The following is a 15,835-nucleotide window of genomic DNA, read 5'->3' as shown; positions in this document are numbered from 1 at the left end:
ACGGAGGGGAGCCGACGCCCCGGGCCCGTCGATGCGCAGGGCGGCCGTGCGCATCGACGGGCCCGCGGCGTCAGGCGGTGCAGCCCACTCCCCGCTTCACGCTGGGGACGAAGTCGGCGACGAACGCCTCGACATCGGCCACACGCTGCTCGGTCTCCACACCGTGGTCCGGGTCGAAGAAGAAGCGGAAGAAGAGAGCCGAGTAGGGATCCTCGCACCCGGCGAGAGCCAACGCCCGGTCACTGCCCACGAGGGCCTTCTCCGTGGACGGAATCCGCGCCGTCGCACCGTCCTTGAAGTTCGCGGGCTCCCAGTCCTCGGGATGCAGCCCACCCTCCTTCGACTCCCTGACCTCGACCGTCACGGCAATCCGGCCGTCGATACGGATCCGGCAGAACGCGACGTACCCAGCCCCCGCCTGCGATGTGTCGGCAAGGCTCTCGCCGTCGAGCAGCACCGGGGACAACGCGGCCTCCTGGACCTCGAAACCGCAGAACTCCTCGGGAACGGAGTAGCCACGCGCTTCGGAGGCGCAGCCGGCAAGCAGGCTCGCCGCGAACACCCCCGCAAGCAATCCCGTCCCGTACGGGTTGCGCGCCGCCCCCGCCCGCTCACGCCGGCGTTCAACTCTCCTCACGAGTCCCTACCCCTCGGAGTCGGCTGCACATTCCCCACGAAACCCACTCCGAAGGAGAGCCATCGTTCGCCACGCAGGGTCAGGACGCCGGCGCAGCTCCGCCCACGAAGTTCATAAACAAACTCCCGCTCCCTCTCAACTACGTGGCGCACCGAAGCCCCCGGTTCACGCTTGCCACGAAGTTCTCGACGAATCCCGCGACATCAGCGGCCCTCTGCTCGCCCGCTCCGCCGTACGGCGAGTAGAAGGAGAAATCGAAGACCATCCAGGGATACAGGTCGCCGCACTGCGCGACAACCCTGGCCCGCTCACTCCCCGCAATCGCACTCTGAGCGAACGGAACATTCACAGCGACCCCGTCCTTGAACTTCTTCGGGTCCATATCCACGGGCTCCAAGGGCCCGGTGTTCTGCTCCACATCGACGGAGATGGCCATGCGCTCATCAACTCCGAGCCGACAGTGGGCGATGAAACCGGAGCGCTTCTTCGAGTAGTCCTTCACAGACTGACCGTCCGGGAGCAGCGGAGAAATGGAACCAGGGGCGACCTCGTACCCGCAGAACTTCTCAGGAACGGCATACTCGCGCCCACCGGAACCACATCCAGCAAGCAGCGCGGCTAGGACCGGAGCCGCAAAGGAGACAAGCCCCTTCCCCCAAACCCTCATCACGACTCCTTCTCTCCGGAGCTTCCATCGAAAGCAGAGTTGCCAGCGTTTGCGGCTTCTTCAATTCGGTAGTACCTACCCTTGGGGGTTGAGTACTGAGCTTCCTCTGCCGCCCACTCAGGATTTGCCGTGTACCATTGATCGGCTAGCGACTTCAGTTGCGCTTGACGCCGGTCGTACGTCCTCTGGTTTTCTTGCACAGCTTCACCCTCAAGCCGTTCGGTCTCGCTCTGAACCCAATACGAAGTGACCATGTCGGCCCCGCGTTGCGCGATATCGCCGACAACAGGGATGAAGTTCAGGACAGCGCCGGACGTATGATAACTCCACGCCTTTTCCCAGGAGAGGTCGCGCAGGTCTCCCTGCATGGCGTTGTATCGAGCTTCCTCAAGGAAGCCGATTGTGCGACCAGCTGCGGACAGAGTGTTCGAGGGCTCTTCACCGTCATCGTGAAATGACTCAACGATCGCATAGTTTATGCCGGCGTTGAGGATGTCGTAGGAGTCACGGCTTCTAGAAATCTGCTTGGCCATCTCCCGGAGGTGATCCTCATCAACCTTGGAGACCAGGTTCGACGTGTCGCTCATCTCCTCGTGCACTTCCCGGCCGTGGTTGATGAGGATCTTGGCCATGTCGTCCCGCAGCGCGGAGTGCATCTCGTCGCCCTGCTTCGACAGGAACTCCAGGCTGTGCTTGAAGACGCGGTCGTTGGCCTCGCTGTGCGACGTGGGCCGCGGTTCGCCGCCCGAGGGGTCCACGCCCGTGGCCGCCGCGGTGAGGGCCGCGCCCAGGCCCGCCCGGGTGTCCGCGTCCTCGACGTCCGGACCGGAGGTCTCGACCTTGCGGTACTCCCTGGTGTCGACGACGTCCCAGTCGCGCGCGCCGTCGCCCTGTCCCAGCAGGTACTCGAAGCGCTTCTTGCCCTCGTCCGTGGCCGGGTCCAGGTAGACGGCGGTACCCTCCGGGTCGCGGCTCATCACACCGAGCGCCCCGTCGACGGGGTCGTTGGCGAACCAGCCGTCCTTGTCGCCGCTGAAGTCTCCCCGCAGGTCCCAGATGTCGGGGTCCTTCTTCTCCATCGCGATCATGTTGTCCGTCACCTCGGAGACGAACGACGGGGAGTACCCCTCGCCCTGCTGCATGAGCGTGACCAGGCTCTGGTAGCCCCGTACCTCCTGGCCGTGGCCGTGGCCCAGCGAGATCTTCTCCCCGACGACCTCGGAGTCGAACTCGTCGTCCCCGAGCCTGTCGAGCTCGTCGATCCACTCGCGGTAGAAGCGCCCGTCGGAGGAGGCCCGCCATTCGCCGAACCGCTCCTGGTACTCCTCGCTCCCGTACTTCAGCGGCTGCCGCTTGCCGTCGGCGCCCCGGGGTCCCAGGAACTCGGGGACGCGTGTCGCGGTGGCGAGCGAGTTCGCCAGCCCCGTGTTGATGTGCAGATAGGAGCGCTTGTCCTTGGCGTCGTCGAGGTACGCGAGGTCGTTGAGCCGGTTCGACAGCTTGAGCGTGTCCTCGGGCCCGAGCGAGTTGAGCAGCGTCTGGCTGAAGACCCTGTCCTGGGAGTTGTCGCGCATCAGGCGCTCCCACTCCGCGAGGTCGGACGGCTCGCCACCGGCCAGGATCTGGTCCGCGTAGGCCTTGGCCCTGCGGGCCTCCACCAGCTCGATGTCACCGACCGCGTTCGCGTTGAACCCGTCGCGCCCCAGAACGGAGTCAAACATCCGCTCGAAGAAGCTCTTGACGCCCGCCGCGTCGTGCAGGGCGAGTTTGACGCCCTTGTCGGCGTCGTCGACGGCCTTCACGGCCTGCTTGACCTTCTCGTTCCAGACGCCCACCGCGGCTCGCTTCTCCGCCGCCAGGTCCTTGGAGTCCGGGTCGTTCCGGTACTTGTTCAGCTCGGTGAAGTCGAAGTGGACCGTCCCGTTGGAGTCGACCTCCATCCCGTCCTTCTTCGCCTGCTCCACGACGTCGCGCACGGCGCCCACGAGAAGCGTGAACTGGCCGTGGGCGTCCCTGAGGATGTCGGCGATGGCCCGGGCCTCGGTCTGGCCCGCCGCGAACTCGGCCTTGGTGGCGCTGAACTTGACCGCGGCGGCGGCCGCGCTGATGCCCACCCATTCACCCCCTGTCGCGACCCCGAGGACCGTGCCGCTGTAGGCCTCTTCGAGCCTGCGGAAACCGTCGGCCATGTCGTCCCAGTCGTCGGCCGTCGAGGTGAGCGAGCCGAGGTCGGCGGAGACGACGTCCCGGTAGCTGAGCATGTCGGTGTTCCCCCGTCCCTCAGGCGTCGCGACGCGTCGCGGACGTGTTCACGGTCACCGACGACGCCTGGCCGTGCACCTCGTGGTCCACGAACCGGAAGTCGCTCTTCGCCTGTGTGAGCGCGGCCTGGTCGCCTTCGAGCCGGGTCTGGAGCATCTCCACCTGCCTCGCCCACTCCTCGTGCGCGTCCTTGAGGCCCGACCCGGTGTCCCAGGTGAGGAACTCGCGCTCCGTGGAGTTCGTGGAGTCGTCGGCGTGAACGCCCACCCTGCGCAGCCCGGGCCGTATGTGGACCTCAAGCGCGTTGATCGCGGCCTTCTTGCCCTGGGAGTGCGTCCGCAGGTCGGCGGCGCCGTCGGCCCCCGAGGCGCTGTTCAGCTGCGTGCCGCCGTCGCTCCGCGCGGCGACGTCGGACTTGATCTGGTCCCACTCGTCCCAACCCATTGCTCTCCCCGTGACGATGTGTGGTGTCGATGCCGGTGGCGTACCGCGCAGCGGCCCGGCAGGACGGTCCGAGCACCCGGACGCCGCCGTGGCGGCCGTGTCCCGGGCGTGCCCGGCTCTGCCGCCGTTCACGGCCGCCTGCCGGTGTGTCACGCCTCAGAACTCTCACCCCCGCCGTCCCGCCGCCCGCATCCTACGTGGCACGGCGCGGCCCACCCGGCGGGCCGCCCACCCGGGGCCCGGGCGGCCTCAGGCCGAGGCGGCGGGTCCGTCCGCGGCGGCCGGCACGTCCAGGAAGGCGCGGACCTCCCGGTTGAAGGCGTCGGGGTTCTCCCAGAAAGCGAAGTGGCTCGCGCGGCCTTCCAGGATGCGCAGGGCCGCGCCCGGCACGGCCGAGGCCGTGAAGCGGGCGGCGGCGGTGGGGATCAGGCTGTCGGCACCGCCGAGGACGAGGGTGGGGACGGTGATCCGGGGCAGGATGTCGCGCCAGTCCTGCACCACGTTGTCCAGGAGCAGCCTCCCGGCGTACTCCCTCGGCAGGAGCAGGTTCCGGGCCAGGACCCAGCGGCGGTCCTCCTCGGGGGCCGCCGGGCTCCACATGCCGTCCAGGAACTCGGCGCTCAGGCTCTCGGCGTCCGCCCCCGGGGCGCGCAGGCCCGTCACGACCTCGGCGATCACGGCCAGGTCGTAGAGCGCGCCGACACGGTCCGCCAGCCCGTCCGGCCAGTAGGGCTGCCGGACCAGGACCGGGGGTTCGTCGAAGAGCACCAGGCGCGCCAGCCGGTCGCCGCCGAAGAGGTCCCAGTAGGACCAGGTGACGGAGCAGCCCATGGAGTGGGCCACCAGCACGGTCTCGTCCAGGTCCAGGCCGTGGACGAGCTGGTGGAGGTCGTTCGCGAGGCGGGCGATCCGGTAGCCGTGGTCGGGCCGGTCGGAGTCCCCGTGGCCGCGGTGGTCCACCGCGACGACGTGGTGGGTCCGTGCGAAGTGGTCGATCTGGTGCCGCCACTGCGCCGCGGTCTGCGACCAGCCCGGCACGAGGAGCATGTCCGGCCCCGAGCCCGCCTCCAGGTAGTGGAGGCGGACACCGTCGTCGGTGGTCACGGAGCCGCTGCGCGCGTCGTACGTCCCGGTCCTCCGTGGTGCCGCGGGCATGTCGCTGCTCGTCCCTCCGACCGGGGACACCGATCCTTCGACAGGACTGTCCCGGAATGACGTGTACCGGAGGTGATCCTGCACCGGGACCCCACCCGGGACAACGTCCCACGCCGACCGGCCGGGCACCGACCGGTCGGCTCGCGGTCCCGCCCGGTGCTGCGGGGCATCGGTGAGCGGGACCCCAAGGAGGCCGCCACCGTGTGCGGCGGCTCACCCGCGTACGCGCGGGCGCTGGGCTTCGCCTGGCCGGAGCGCCCGTCGCCCTGAGCTCAGGCGGCGAGGGCGGGCGGTGTCGGGGGTGTTGCGGGGAGGCGGAGTTCGAACCAGACGACCTTGCCCGTCTGCCCCGGGGCCGCCGCCTCCCGCGCGCCCCCGCCCCAGGTGTCCGCGAGGTGGTCGAGGAGTTCCAGGCCGCGTCCGCCCTCCCGGTCCGCCGGACAGGGCACGGCGAGGCGCGCCGGGAAGACGGGGCTGGGGTCGCTGACGCTCACCCTCAGCACGGGGTGCGTCCAGCGCAGCCGCATCGCGGCCGGACCCGGGGTGTGCCGGACGGAGTTGGTCTCCAGCTGGGAGGCCAGCAGCTCTGCCCGGTCGGCGAGTTCGCCCAGCTCGTGCGCGCACAGCACGGCACGCAGCAGCCCTCGCGCGATGCGGGGTGCGCGGGGGTCGCGCGGGAAGTGCAGCTCGTACTCCCAGGGGCGGGTGAGGGGGATGGGCCGGGGGGCGGGGTGCGGGGCTGTCGCCTCGTGGGTCATCGCGTCTCCGTGAGGGGGTGGGTGGCTGGGTTCTGGCGTGGGGGCTCGACTCGATGGAGGCATGCGGCCCGGATCGGGACGTGCGCTCCGCAGCGCGTCGGCTCCCCCGCTCGATCCACAAGCCTGGCCGCTGCGGACTCACATGTGAGTCAGAATTCACGAACGAGTGAATCAGAACTCGACCCTGATCGACGCGGGTCGATGATCTGACAGGCTTGCCCGGACAGCAGGAGGAAGGGGAGCCGTTCCATGGTGTCGCGAGCCGCACCCACGGGCCGTCAGCGTCGGCTGGCGACCGAGCTGCGCCGCATGCGCGAGGGTGCGGGCGTCTCCATCCGCGAGGCGGCGGCGATGCTGGGGGCCGACCGAACGATGATCTCCAACATCGAGGCCGGTCGCACGAGTGTCAGCGAGGACCGTGTCAGGCAACTCGCCTGCCACTACCGCTGCCCCGACGAGGACCTGATCGACGCCTTGAGCGCCATGGCGGCGAGCCGTCGGCGCCACCACTGGTGGAGTGACTACCGGGGACGGCTCCCGGACGGCCATCTCGACGTCTCGGAGGTTGAGCACCACGCCGTCCGCATCCGGACCGCCCAGACCGTGCATCTGCCGGGCCTGCTGCAGACGGAGGACCACGCCCGCGCGATCTTCGGGCTGGCCGTGCCCAGACTGTCCCGTCTCGATGTCGAGCTGCGCGTGGCGCATCGCATGCAGCGGCAGTCGGTGCTCCAGGGGGACACCCCGACGCCGTACACCGGGATCATCCACGAGGCCGCCCTCAGGCTGGAGTTCGGCGGCCGATCCGTTGCGCGCAGGCAGCTGGAGCGCCTCGCGGACGCCTGCGCCCAGCCGCACATCCGGTTGCTGGTGATCCCGTTCAGCGCAGGCGAGTTCCACGGCGCGGGGCAGTCGGTCCTGTACGCGGAGGGTCCGGTGCGGGCCTTGGACACGGTGCAGCTCGACACCGCGTTGGGGGCCAACTTCGTTGACGCACCGACGCCGTTGGCGAACTATCGTTCGCTGCTGGACCTGATGGAACAGTCGGCGCTGCCGGCCGACGACTCACAGGACTTCATCCGGTCCATGGCGAAAGGACTGTGAATGGACCGGCGCACACCCGCCGCCCGCTGGCGCAGATCGTCGTACTGCGCGGGCGGCGGCAACAACTGCGTGGAGATGGCCCGCCTCGGCGAGGACGCCGTGGCCGTCCGGGACAGCGTCGCCCCGGACCGGGCCCTGCGTGTCGGCGCCCCCGCCTTCGCCGCGTTCCTCGGCGCGCTCAGGCGGCCTCGGTCGTCCGGCGGACGGTAGCGGAGATCGTCGCGGAACCGACCACGCGGGTGCCGTCGTACAGGACGATCGCCTGCCCCGGCGCCACACCGCGGACCGGCTCGTCGAAGGTGACGCGCAGTTCGGCGCCGTCGACCGGCTCCGCCGAGACCGCGCACTCGCCGCCGTGGGCGCGCAGCTGCGCCGTGTAGCGGCCGGGGCCCTCGGGGGCGGTGCCGCACCAGCGGGGCTTGATCGCGGTGAGGCCGGTCACGTCCAGCGCCTCGACGGGACCGACGGTGACCGTGTTGTCCACCGGGGAGATGTCCAGGACGTAGCGGGGCTTGCCGTCGGGGGCGGGGTGGCCGATGCGCAGGCCCTTGCGCTGCCCGATGGTGAAGCCGTAGGCCCCCTCGTGGCTGCCGAGCCTGGTCCCGCTCTCGTCGACGATGTCGCCCTCCGCCCGGCCGAGGCGGTCGGCGAGGAAGCCCTGGGTGTCGCCGTCGGCGATGAAGCAGATGTCGTGGCTGTCGGGCTTCTTCGCGACCGCGAGACCGCGCCGCTCGGCCTCCGCCCGGATCTCGTCCTTGGTGGTGAGGGTGTCGCCCAGCGGGAACATGGCGTGGGCGAGCTGCCGCTCGTCCAGCACGCCGAGGACGTAGGACTGGTCCTTGGCCATGTCGCTGGCGCGGTGCAGCTCGCGGACGCCGTCCTCGCGGAGGACGACCGTGGCGTAGTGCCCCGTGCACACCGCGTCGAACCCGAGCGCAAGGGCCTTGTCGAGCAGTGCGGCGAACTTGATCTTCTCGTTGCAGCGCAGGCAGGGGTTGGGCGTGCGCCCGGCCTCGTACTCGGCGACGAAGTCGTCCACCACGTCCTGACGGAAGCGGTCGGCGAGGTCCCACACGTAGAAGGGGATGCCGATGACGTCGGCCGCGCGGCGGGCGTCGCGTGAGTCCTCGATCGTGCAGCAGCCCCGCGCTCCGGTGCGGAAGGACTGCGGGTTGGCGGAGAGGGCCAGGTGCACGCCGGTGACGTCGTGCCCCGCCTCGACCGCCCGGGCGGCGGCGACGGCGGAGTCGACTCCGCCGGACATGGCGGCGAGGACGCGGAGGGGACGCGGAGAGGTCTCAGTCATAGCCCCACCAGGGTAAGGGTGCCGGGGAACCGAAAGCTCGCGGATAGGCGTTGTCACGGGCATGGGGAACGAGAGCGGGCACGGTGGCGGCGGCGGCAAGGGCAGGGTCACGCGCCGGGCCGTGCTCTTCGGGGGCGGTGCGGCGGTCCTCGGCGGGGGCTATCTCGTCCAGGACGAGGTCCGGCGGCTGTGGCGCGGTATGCCGTGGGTGCGGCCGCCCCGCAAGGAGGGGGAGATCGACCACGCGGGCGCCCAGTGGATCGCGGCCAACGCGGCGAACTGGCGGCTGGCCTACCGGCCGGACGACTACGAGATCGACCGTGTCGTGATCCATGTCGTCCAGGGCAGCTACCCGACCGCGCTGAAGGTGTTCCGCGACCCGACACACGGGGCCGCGACGCACTACGTGGTCCGCAAGGACGGGCACGTGGCCCAGATGATCCGCGAGCTGGACGTGGCGTACCACGCGGGCAACCGCTCCTTCAACGAGCGCAGCATCGGTATCGAGCACGAGGGCTTCGTGGACCGCCCCGAGGACTTCACCGACGCGATGTACGCGGCCTCGGCCCGGCTGACGGCCGACGTCTGCGCACGCTACGACATCCCCGCGGACCGCGAGCACATCGTCGGCCATGTCGAGGTCCCCGGCACCGACCACACCGACCCGGGCCCGCACTGGGACTGGGACCGCTACCTGCGGCTGGTGCGTGAGGCGCTGCCGCAGGCGCGCCGCGCCGCGGACCGCGGGGCCTGAGGGGACCGCTCCCGGGCGGAGCGGGCCGGGCCGCCCCGGCCCGCCGCGCAGCCCGGGGCATCCCGCCGGGGCCCGCCGGGCCGGGGGTCGTCGGCCTCAGCTGAGACCGGCGGTGCGGGCCCGTTCCACGACCGGGCCGATGGCGGCGGCGAGGGCGTCCACGTCCGCCTGGGTGGAGGTGTGGCCGAGGCTGAAGCGCAGCGTGCCGCGGGCCAGGTCCGGGTCGGTGCCGGTGGCCAGGAGGACGTGGCTGGGCTGGGCGATGCCCGCGGTGCAGGCGGAGCCCGTGGAGCACTCGATGCCCTGGGCGTCGAGGAGCAGCAGCAGGGAGTCGCCCTCGCAGCCGGGGAAGGTGAAGTGCGCGTTGGCGGGGAGCCGGTCGACCGGGTCGCCGCCGAGGACCGCGTCCGGGACGGCGTCGAGGACGGCGCGCACCAGGGAGTCGCGCAGGGCGCCCACCGTGCGGGCGAACTCCTCGCGGCGCCCGGTGGCGAGACGGCCCGCCACGGCGAAGGCGGCGATGGCCGGGGTGTCCAGCGTGCCGGAGCGCACATGGCGTTCCTGGCCGCCTCCGTGGAGGACGGGCACGGGGGTGTACTCGCGGCCGAGGAGGAGGGCCCCGATGCCGTAGGGGCCCCCGATCTTGTGGCCGGAGACGGTCATGGCCGCCAGGCCGGAGGCGGCGAAGTCCACGTCGAGCTGGCCGACGGCCTGGACCGCGTCGGCGTGCAGCGGCACACCGAACTCGGAGGCCGCGGAGGCGAGTTCGTGCACGGGGAAGACGGTGCCGATCTCGTTGTTGGCCCACATCACGGTGGCCAGGGCCACGTCGTCGGGGTTGCGGGCGATCGCCTCCCGCAGGGCCTCGGGGCGGACCCGGCCGTGGGGGTCGACGGGCAGGTACTCGACGGTCGCGCCCTCGTGCTCGGCGAGCCAGTCGACGGCGTCGAGGACGGCGTGGTGCTCGACGGGGCTGGCGAGGACGCGGGTGCGGGCGGGGTCGGCGTCCCTGCGCGCCCAGTACAGGCCCTTGACGGCGAGGTTGTCGGCCTCGGTGCCGCCCGAGGTGAAGACGACTTCGCTGGGTCGCGCGCCGAGCGCCTCGGCGAGGCTCTCGCGGGCCTCCTCGACGGTGCGGCGGGCCCGGCGGCCGGCGGCGTGGAGGGCCGACGCATTGCCGGTGGCGACGAGCTGGGCGGTCATCGCCTCGACCGCCTCCGGAAGCATCGGGGTGGTCGCGGCGTGGTCGAGGTATGCCATGGTGGCCCCGATTCTACGAGGCGGCCGCGGGGGCGCGGACGCGGCGCAGGGGTGCACGCTCGTCCGGCGTGCGCCCCCGGGACCTCGGGGGCCCGCAAGGGGCGGGGCGGCTCTCCCCGCGTGCGCCCTCCGCCCTGTGCGGAGGGAGGAGGCCCGTCGTCAGGAGCCGAAGCCCCAGACGACGTTGCCGCCCGCGGTCACCACGGCGGCGAGGACCACGAGGTCGGCGATGCCGAGGGCGAGCCCGAGGAGGGCGCGTCCGCGGCGGGTGGTGCCCCGCAGCAGGGCGAGCGAGGCGAGCACGACGGCGGCCGGGCCGAGGACGATGTTCATCACGAGGAGGCCGACGAGGCCGAGGACGAAGGCGGCGACGGCCATGCCGTCGGCGTCGCCCCGCGGCCGGCGCCCCTGGGGGGCGGGGGTCCCGGGGTCGCGGGGGGCGCGGCCCGCGGGCCGTGCGCGGTCGCGCTCCGTGTGGTGCGGCGGGAGCAGCAGGGTCATGGCGGTGGTTCTCCTTCCGTGGGTCGGGTGGGCGGCGCGGAGCGGTTCAGCCGCGCCGGGCGCGGCGCTCGCGTACGGCGAAGACGAGCAGCCAGGCACCGATGGCGGCGGCCGCGGCGAGCGAGACGGGGGCGGGGAGGTGGACCACGGCGCCCAGCATCACGCCCATCAGCAGGAGGGCGGCTACGAGGATGATCACGGTCTTCCTTCCGGTGAACGGAGCTTGAGAGTACGACTGTTCACTGAATCTGAGTCTACCCATTCCCCTCCGCGGCGAACGGTTGTTTACTGAATGGCATGAGTCACACGGTCGGAATCCGCCAGGCGCAGAAGCAGAAGACCCGCCAGGCCCTCATGGACGCGGCGCTGCGCCTCCTGGAGACGCAGAGCCTGTCCAGCGTGGGGCTGCGGGAGGTCACCCGGGCGGTGGGCGTCGCCCCCACGGCCTTCTACCGCCACTTCCGGGACATGGCGGACCTCGGCGTCGCGCTCGTCGAGGAGTCGCTGGGCGCCCTGCACGCCACGATCGGCGAGGCGCTGGCGGAGGCCGACGACGCGGCGAGGATCGACCACTCCGTCGCGGTGGTCGCCGCGCTGGTGCGCACCTCACCCGCCCATGTGCGCTTCCTGGCCCGGGAGCAGCACGGCGGTGTCGCTCCGGTGCGCGAGGCGATCGGGAGACAGCTGCGGCAGTTCGGCGACGAGGTCGCGGCGGCCTTCGCGGACGAACCGGAGGCGGCGGGGTGGAGCCCGGAGGACCTGCGGATGCTCGCCGGCCTGTACGTCGACCACATGGTCGTGACCGCCTCGGCGCTGCTGGAGGCGGGGCCCGGGGGCGAGGAGGAGATCGCCGGGCTGGCACGCAGGAGGCTCCGGCTCATCAGCCTGGGGCGCCGGCACTGGCTGGACTGACGGCGCTCCGCGGGGCGCCGGAACCGGTGCGGGCACGACGGCGGCAGCCCCGTTTCCCCCGGCCTCACCGGCCGGGGGAAACGGGGCTCCCGTACGGGGACAGCGGACCGCCCGGGGGCCTCAGGGGCCCGTCGCCCGGGAGGCCCGGACCCGCGGCTTCAGGGCCTCGGGGCCCTCGCCAGCTGGCGGGACTGGGCGACCAGGCGGTCGGCCGAGTCCCAGACCTCGGCGTCCTCCTCCAGGAAGCCGCCCGCAAGGTTGCGGGTGGTGATCGACACCCGGAGCGGGCCGGGCGCGGGGCGGCAGCGCACATGCGTGGTCAGTTCCACGGTCGGCGTCCAGCCGGTCAGCCCGAGCTCGAAGGAGGTGGGCGGCAGCGCGTCCACGGTCAGCAGCAGGGACAGCGGGTCGGGGTCGCGGCCGTCCGCGAGACCGAACCAGCCGCGCATCTCGCCCCTGCCGGAGGGGGCGCCGACCGCCCAGCCGACCGTGGCCGGATCGAGGCGGATGTCCAGGCGGTCGGTGATCGCGGAGCTGCCGGGGATGGGCGCGGGGCCGTCCCCGGGACCGAGGCACTGCTCGATCGGCGGGATCGCGGGCGGGGCCGCGCTGGTGCGGACCTCCGGGGTCAGCCCGTCGAGGTCGCCGTAGGTGGCCAGCACCCTGATGCGCTCCACCTCGGTGCCGTCGTCCTCGAACTGGACCAGGGAGGCCTGTCCGGTGGACAGGGTGCGGCCGGTGCGCACCACCTCGGTGCGGATCACGGCCGGGCCGGGCCGGGAGGCGGTGAGGTAGTGGGCGGAGACCGTGAAGGGGTCGGAGTGGGGCAGGGCCTCGCCGAGCGCCCGTCCGAGCAGCGCCAGCAGATAGCCGCCGTTGACGGCCGAGATGATGGTCCAGCCCGCCGAGAGCTCCGCGTCGTAGACGCCGGGCTCGCGCCGCGTCACGGCGGTGTCGCGGTCGAACTCGCTGTCGCCGACGGCGGCGCGCGTCGGCTGTGCCTGTGCCTGTGCCATGGCGGTACCGTACAACAGGCAATTACTAAGCGGTAGCTTTTACTCTTCGGTCGCTTCCGACCTGCGGTTCCAGGCACGCGGGGCACGCCAGCGGTAGCGCAGGGCCAGCAACCGCAGGCTGAAGGCCGTGACCACGGCCAGCCCGCTGGTGACGGCGTTGAGGGTGTCGAAGCGGATGAAGAGCACCACCATGGTGGCCCCGACGATCGCCGGTACCGCGTACAGGTCGCGGTCCCAGCGCAGCAGCGAGGGCACCTCGTTGGCCAGGACGTCGCGCAGCACACCGCCGCCCACGGCCGTCGCCAGCCCGAGGACGGCGGAGGAGGTGAGGCCGAGGCCGTACTCGTACGCCTTCGTCGTCCCGGTCACGCAGAACAGGCCGAGCCCGGCCGCGTCGAAGACGTTGACCCCGGTCTGGATGCGCTCCACCTGGGGGTGGAGGAAGACGACCAGACCCGCGGCGACCAGCGGCATCAGGAAGTAGCCGAGATCGGTGAAGGCGGCCGGGGGCACGGCCCCGATCACCAGGTCGCGGAAGAGCCCCCCGCCCAGCGCCGTGGCCTCGGCGAGCACGGCGATGCCGAACACGTCGAAGTTCTTGCGCACGGCGAGCAGTGCGCCCGAGATCGCGAAGACGAAGATCCCCATGAGGTCGAGCGCGTGCTGGACGGAGGGCGTGAAGAGTTCTTGGAACACCGGACAGTTCTACCGTGTGCGTCCCCGTCCGGTGTCCCCGCCGCCTCCGGGACCGCTCAGCCCGTCCCCGGGGACCGCTCCGCCGCGTCCGCGGACTCGGCCGTGCTCTGCGCGGGCACGGCCGGGGCCTCGTCCGCCCCGCCGGCGTCGGCCTCCGCCGCGGCGGGCCCGGTAGCGGGCCGGCCGGCGGCGTCGGCATCCTGGGCGGCCCCTGGCCGGCCGGTGTCGCCGGAGGCGTCCGCCCCGGACTCCGCGGCGGCGGACGGGACCCCGGCCGCCGCCGGGTCCCCGGACTCCTGGGCGACCTCGGCGTCCTTGCGCACCACCGCCTTCGTCGCGACCACCGCGTCGATCCCGGTCGAGCGCGTCTGCTCGACGGTGCCCTCCTCGATCTCGCGGGCGAAGTGGCAGGCGACCTTGTGCCCCTCCCCCAGGTCGGTCAGGACGGGCCGCTCGCTCGCGCACCGCTCCTGCGCCCAGGGGCACCGGGTGTGGAAGCGGCAGCCGCTCGGCGGGTTCGCGGGCGACGGGAGGTCGCCCGCGAGCAGGATCCGCTCGCGGGCGTCCTCCACCTCCGGGTCCGGTACGGGCACCGCCGACATCAGCGCCTTGGTGTACGGGTGCCGGGGCGACTCGTAGAGGGCGTCGCTCGGCGCCTCCTCCACCAGTCCGCCCAGGTACATCACGCCGATGACGTCGGAGATGTGCCGGACGACGGCCAGGTCGTGGGCGATGACCAGATAGGTCAGGCCCAGCTGCTGCTGGAGCTCCTCCAGCAGGTTGATCACCTGGGCCTGCACCGAGACGTCGAGGGCCGACACCGGCTCGTCGCAGATGATCACGTCCGGCTCCAGCACCAGCGCGCGGGCGATGCCGATGCGCTGGCGCTGGCCGCCGGAGAACTCGTGCGGGTAGCGGGACAGCGCGTTGGCCGGGAGCCCGACCTTGGCCAGGATGTCCTTGATCTTCTCCCGGCGCTCGCCCTGGTCCCTGCCGATCCCGTGCGCGGCCATGCCCTCGCTGAGGATCGACTCGATGTTCTGGCGCGGGTTCAGGCTGCCCAGCGGGTCCTGGAAGACCATCTGCAGACGTCTGCGGAAGCCGCGCATCTCCTCCCCGGGCAGCCGGGCCAGGTCCGTGCCGTCGAAGACGACCCCGCCGCTGGTGATGTCCACCAGCCGCAGCACCGCCCGCCCCAGGGTGGTCTTGCCGCAGCCCGACTCGCCCACCAGGCCGTAGGTCTGGCCGGCCTCGACCGTGAGCGAGATGCCGTCGACGGCGTAGACATGGCCGACCGTGCGGTCGAACAGGATGCCCTTGCGCACCGGGAAGTGGACCTTGACGTCGTCCAGTTCGAGCAGACTCATGCCGAGACCTCCGCCTGGGGCTTGGGAAGGACCGGGTTGACGCAGCGCACCTGGTGGCCCGCGGCGCGCGGTTCGGTCAGTTCGGGCGTGCCGGTCAGGCACTCCATCGTGTAGTGGTCGCAGCGGGGGGCGAAGGCGCAGCCGTCCGCCCAGGAGATGCGGTCGTTGATGGACCCGCGGATCGGGCTCAGCGGCTCCCCCCGCGGCGCGTCCAGTCGCGGGATCGAGCCGAGCAGCCCGTGGGCGTAGGGGTGCGTCGGGTGGGCGAACAGCTCGCGCCGCCCCGCCGACTCCACCGCCCGCCCGGCGTACAGGACGTTCACCTGGTCGCACAGGCCCGCCACGACGCCGAGGTCGTGGGTGATCATCAGCAGGGCGGTGCCCTCCTGGTCGACCAGTTCCTTGAGCAGCTCCAGGATCTGGGCCTGGATGGTCACGTCGAGCGCGGTGGTCGGCTCGTCCGCGATCAGCATGCGCGGAGCGCAGGCCACCGCCATGGCGATCAGCGCGCGCTGGCGCATGCCGCCGGAGAGCTGGTGCGGGTACTCCTTGAGCCGCCGGTCCGGGTCGGGGATGCCGACCCGGTCGAGCAGCTGGGCGGCCTCCTTGCGGGCGGCCTCCCCCTTCATGCCGCGGTGGCGCTGGAGGATCTCGGTGACCTGGACGCCGATGGGGACGACCGGGTTCAGCGAGGACAGCGGGTCCTGGAAGATCATCGCGAGCTGGCTGCCGCGCAGGTCGCGCCGCTTGCGGGGGCTCATGGTGAGCAGGTCCTCGCCCTCGAACAGGGCCCGGCCCCCGACGCGGACGCCCTTGTCGGGCAGCAGGCCCATGAGCGCCAGCGAGGTGACCGACTTGCCGCAGCCCGACTCGCCCACCAGGCCGACGACCTGGCCCTGGTCGACGTCGAAGGAGACGCCGTCCACGGCGGTGGAGTCCTTGCGGCCCTTGGCGGTGAAGGTGACGCTGAGTTCGTCGACAGAGAGCAGTGCCATG

General features: G+C 71.9%; 19 protein-coding genes. 5 read left to right on the top strand and 14 right to left on the bottom strand.

All coding sequences use genetic code 11. The features are described 5' to 3' along the window. Positions 1 to 70: 70 nt before the first annotated feature. The 5 genes from ACGF15_RS05475 to ACGF15_RS05455 form a co-directional block, all read right to left on the bottom strand. On the bottom strand, positions 71 to 637 hold the full coding sequence (locus ACGF15_RS05475; protein ID WP_392796967.1) for a hypothetical protein: 567 nt from the start codon (positions 635 to 637) through the stop codon (positions 71 to 73). Between the two features lie 139 nt (positions 638 to 776). Then, a complete protein-coding gene (locus ACGF15_RS05470; RefSeq protein WP_392796966.1) occupies positions 777 to 1,304 on the bottom strand; it encodes a hypothetical protein in 528 nt (175 codons plus the stop codon). After that, the gene (locus tag ACGF15_RS05465) at positions 1,304 to 3,565 is read right to left on the bottom strand and encodes a hypothetical protein (protein WP_392796965.1); all 2,262 of its coding nucleotides are present in this window, start codon (positions 3,563 to 3,565) and stop codon (positions 1,304 to 1,306) included. The genes ACGF15_RS05470 and ACGF15_RS05465 overlap by 1 nt, the downstream gene beginning before the upstream one ends. A 19-nt stretch (positions 3,566 to 3,584) precedes the next feature. Next, positions 3,585 to 4,010 carry a hypothetical protein gene (locus ACGF15_RS05460; RefSeq protein ID WP_345614188.1) on the bottom strand — a complete coding sequence of 142 codons (426 nt, stop codon included), beginning with the start codon at positions 4,008 to 4,010 and terminating at the stop codon, positions 3,585 to 3,587. Between the two features lie 249 nt (positions 4,011 to 4,259). Then, positions 4,260 to 5,165: an alpha/beta fold hydrolase gene (locus ACGF15_RS05455; RefSeq protein ID WP_392796964.1), complete on the bottom strand. Its 906-nt coding sequence runs from the start codon at positions 5,163 to 5,165 to the stop codon at positions 4,260 to 4,262. 72 nt (positions 5,166 to 5,237) lie between these two features. Between ACGF15_RS05455 and ACGF15_RS05450 the strand changes: the two genes are divergently transcribed. Continuing rightward, positions 5,238 to 5,435 carry a hypothetical protein gene (locus ACGF15_RS05450; RefSeq protein WP_392796963.1) on the top strand — a complete coding sequence of 66 codons (198 nt, stop codon included), beginning with the start codon at positions 5,238 to 5,240 and terminating at the stop codon, positions 5,433 to 5,435. Positions 5,436 to 5,437: 2 nt separating this feature from the next. Here ACGF15_RS05450 and ACGF15_RS05445 read toward each other — a convergent pair whose 3' ends face one another. After that, positions 5,438 to 5,923, bottom strand: a complete 486-nt coding sequence (locus ACGF15_RS05445) for an ATP-binding protein (RefSeq protein WP_392796962.1) — start codon at positions 5,921 to 5,923, stop codon at positions 5,438 to 5,440. 249 nt (positions 5,924 to 6,172) lie between these two features. Here ACGF15_RS05445 and ACGF15_RS05440 point away from each other — a divergent pair, with 249 nt between their 5' ends. After that, on the top strand, positions 6,173 to 7,027 hold the full coding sequence (locus ACGF15_RS05440; protein WP_392796961.1) for a helix-turn-helix domain-containing protein: 855 nt from the start codon (positions 6,173 to 6,175) through the stop codon (positions 7,025 to 7,027). Continuing rightward, positions 7,028 to 7,237 (top strand): DUF397 domain-containing protein, encoded by a 210-nt coding sequence (locus ACGF15_RS05435; protein ID WP_362606695.1) that lies wholly within the window; start codon positions 7,028 to 7,030, stop codon positions 7,235 to 7,237. Here ACGF15_RS05435 and mnmA read toward each other — a convergent pair. Next, entirely contained in the window at positions 7,206 to 8,333 is a 1,128-nt protein-coding gene (gene mnmA, locus ACGF15_RS05430; protein ID WP_360649210.1) for a tRNA 2-thiouridine(34) synthase MnmA, read from the bottom strand. The two genes, ACGF15_RS05435 and mnmA, sit on opposite strands and share 32 nt — an antisense overlap. 61 nt (positions 8,334 to 8,394) lie before the next feature. On the opposite strand from mnmA, the gene ACGF15_RS05425 reads away from it, so the two are divergent. After that, a complete protein-coding gene (locus tag ACGF15_RS05425) occupies positions 8,395 to 9,087 on the top strand; it encodes an N-acetylmuramoyl-L-alanine amidase (RefSeq protein WP_392796960.1) in 693 nt (230 codons plus the stop codon). A gap of 96 nt (positions 9,088 to 9,183) precedes the next feature. On the opposite strand, the gene ACGF15_RS05420 is transcribed toward ACGF15_RS05425, so the two are convergent. From ACGF15_RS05420 to ACGF15_RS05410, 3 genes are all read right to left on the bottom strand, one after another. Then, the gene (locus ACGF15_RS05420; protein ID WP_392796959.1) at positions 9,184 to 10,347 is read right to left on the bottom strand and encodes a cysteine desulfurase family protein; all 1,164 of its coding nucleotides are present in this window, start codon (positions 10,345 to 10,347) and stop codon (positions 9,184 to 9,186) included. Positions 10,348 to 10,506: 159 nt separating this feature from the next. Beyond that, positions 10,507 to 10,848 (bottom strand): DUF4190 domain-containing protein, encoded by a 342-nt coding sequence (locus tag ACGF15_RS05415; RefSeq protein WP_362606703.1) that lies wholly within the window; start codon positions 10,846 to 10,848, stop codon positions 10,507 to 10,509. Between the two features lie 46 nt (positions 10,849 to 10,894). Continuing rightward, on the bottom strand, positions 10,895 to 11,047 hold the full coding sequence (locus ACGF15_RS05410) for a hypothetical protein (protein ID WP_362606705.1): 153 nt from the start codon (positions 11,045 to 11,047) through the stop codon (positions 10,895 to 10,897). A gap of 98 nt (positions 11,048 to 11,145) precedes the next feature. Here ACGF15_RS05410 and ACGF15_RS05405 point away from each other — a divergent pair, with 98 nt between their 5' ends. Then, the gene (locus ACGF15_RS05405) at positions 11,146 to 11,760 is read left to right on the top strand and encodes a TetR family transcriptional regulator (RefSeq protein WP_360649225.1); all 615 of its coding nucleotides are present in this window, start codon (positions 11,146 to 11,148) and stop codon (positions 11,758 to 11,760) included. A gap of 158 nt (positions 11,761 to 11,918) precedes the next feature. Here the strand turns inward: ACGF15_RS05405 and ACGF15_RS05400 are convergent, their stop codons facing one another. The 4 genes from ACGF15_RS05400 to ACGF15_RS05385 are packed head-to-tail and all read right to left on the bottom strand — an operon-like array spanning position 11,919 to position 15,834. Further along, positions 11,919 to 12,776, bottom strand: a complete 858-nt coding sequence (locus ACGF15_RS05400; RefSeq protein WP_345614201.1) for a thioesterase family protein — start codon at positions 12,774 to 12,776, stop codon at positions 11,919 to 11,921. A 39-nt stretch (positions 12,777 to 12,815) separates the two neighbouring features. Further along, the gene (locus ACGF15_RS05395) at positions 12,816 to 13,472 is read right to left on the bottom strand and encodes a trimeric intracellular cation channel family protein (RefSeq protein ID WP_345614202.1); all 657 of its coding nucleotides are present in this window, start codon (positions 13,470 to 13,472) and stop codon (positions 12,816 to 12,818) included. 56 nt (positions 13,473 to 13,528) lie between these two features. Continuing rightward, positions 13,529 to 14,839, bottom strand: a complete 1,311-nt coding sequence (locus tag ACGF15_RS05390; RefSeq protein WP_392796958.1) for an ABC transporter ATP-binding protein — start codon at positions 14,837 to 14,839, stop codon at positions 13,529 to 13,531. Continuing rightward, positions 14,836 to 15,834 carry an ABC transporter ATP-binding protein gene (locus ACGF15_RS05385; protein WP_345614204.1) on the bottom strand — a complete coding sequence of 333 codons (999 nt, stop codon included), beginning with the start codon at positions 15,832 to 15,834 and terminating at the stop codon, positions 14,836 to 14,838. Before ACGF15_RS05385 ends, ACGF15_RS05390 begins: the two co-directional genes overlap by 4 nt. Between the last annotated feature and the right edge of the window lies 1 nt (position 15,835).

The organism is Streptomyces sp. NPDC048001, assembly GCF_043203115.1.
Taxonomy (GTDB): Bacteria; Actinomycetota; Actinomycetes; order Streptomycetales; family Streptomycetaceae; genus Streptomyces; species Streptomyces sanyensis.
Note: the sequence above shows the minus strand (reverse complement) of the source record. Positions and strands in the feature narration are given on the sequence as shown.

What these genes read in the sequence shown, in the direction of transcription:
- ACGF15_RS05470 (WP_392796966.1), bottom strand. Translation starts at nt 1,304, where the DNA reads ATGAGGGTTTGGGGGAAGGGGCTTGTCTCCTTTGCGGCTCCGGTCCTA.
- ACGF15_RS05465 (WP_392796965.1), bottom strand. Translation starts at nt 3,565, where the DNA reads ATGCTCAGCTACCGGGACGTCGTCTCCGCCGACCTCGGCTCGCTCACC.
- ACGF15_RS05460 (WP_345614188.1), bottom strand. Translation starts at nt 4,010, where the DNA reads ATGGGTTGGGACGAGTGGGACCAGATCAAGTCCGACGTCGCCGCGCGG.
- ACGF15_RS05455 (WP_392796964.1), bottom strand. Translation starts at nt 5,165, where the DNA reads ATGCCCGCGGCACCACGGAGGACCGGGACGTACGACGCGCGCAGCGGC.
- ACGF15_RS05445 (WP_392796962.1), bottom strand. Translation starts at nt 5,923, where the DNA reads ATGACCCACGAGGCGACAGCCCCGCACCCCGCCCCCCGGCCCATCCCC.
- ACGF15_RS05440 (WP_392796961.1), top strand. Translation starts at nt 6,173, where the DNA reads ATGGTGTCGCGAGCCGCACCCACGGGCCGTCAGCGTCGGCTGGCGACC.
- ACGF15_RS05435 (WP_362606695.1), top strand. Translation starts at nt 7,028, where the DNA reads ATGGACCGGCGCACACCCGCCGCCCGCTGGCGCAGATCGTCGTACTGC.
- mnmA (WP_360649210.1), bottom strand. Translation starts at nt 8,333, where the DNA reads ATGACTGAGACCTCTCCGCGTCCCCTCCGCGTCCTCGCCGCCATGTCC.
- ACGF15_RS05425 (WP_392796960.1), top strand. Translation starts at nt 8,395, where the DNA reads ATGGGGAACGAGAGCGGGCACGGTGGCGGCGGCGGCAAGGGCAGGGTC.
- ACGF15_RS05420 (WP_392796959.1), bottom strand. Translation starts at nt 10,347, where the DNA reads ATGGCATACCTCGACCACGCCGCGACCACCCCGATGCTTCCGGAGGCG.
- ACGF15_RS05415 (WP_362606703.1), bottom strand. Translation starts at nt 10,848, where the DNA reads ATGACCCTGCTGCTCCCGCCGCACCACACGGAGCGCGACCGCGCACGG.
- ACGF15_RS05405 (WP_360649225.1), top strand. Translation starts at nt 11,146, where the DNA reads ATGAGTCACACGGTCGGAATCCGCCAGGCGCAGAAGCAGAAGACCCGC.
- ACGF15_RS05400 (WP_345614201.1), bottom strand. Translation starts at nt 12,776, where the DNA reads ATGGCACAGGCACAGGCACAGCCGACGCGCGCCGCCGTCGGCGACAGC.
- ACGF15_RS05390 (WP_392796958.1), bottom strand. Translation starts at nt 14,839, where the DNA reads ATGAGTCTGCTCGAACTGGACGACGTCAAGGTCCACTTCCCGGTGCGC.
- ACGF15_RS05385 (WP_345614204.1), bottom strand. Translation starts at nt 15,834, where the DNA reads ATGGCACTGCTCTCTGTCGACGAACTCAGCGTCACCTTCACCGCCAAG.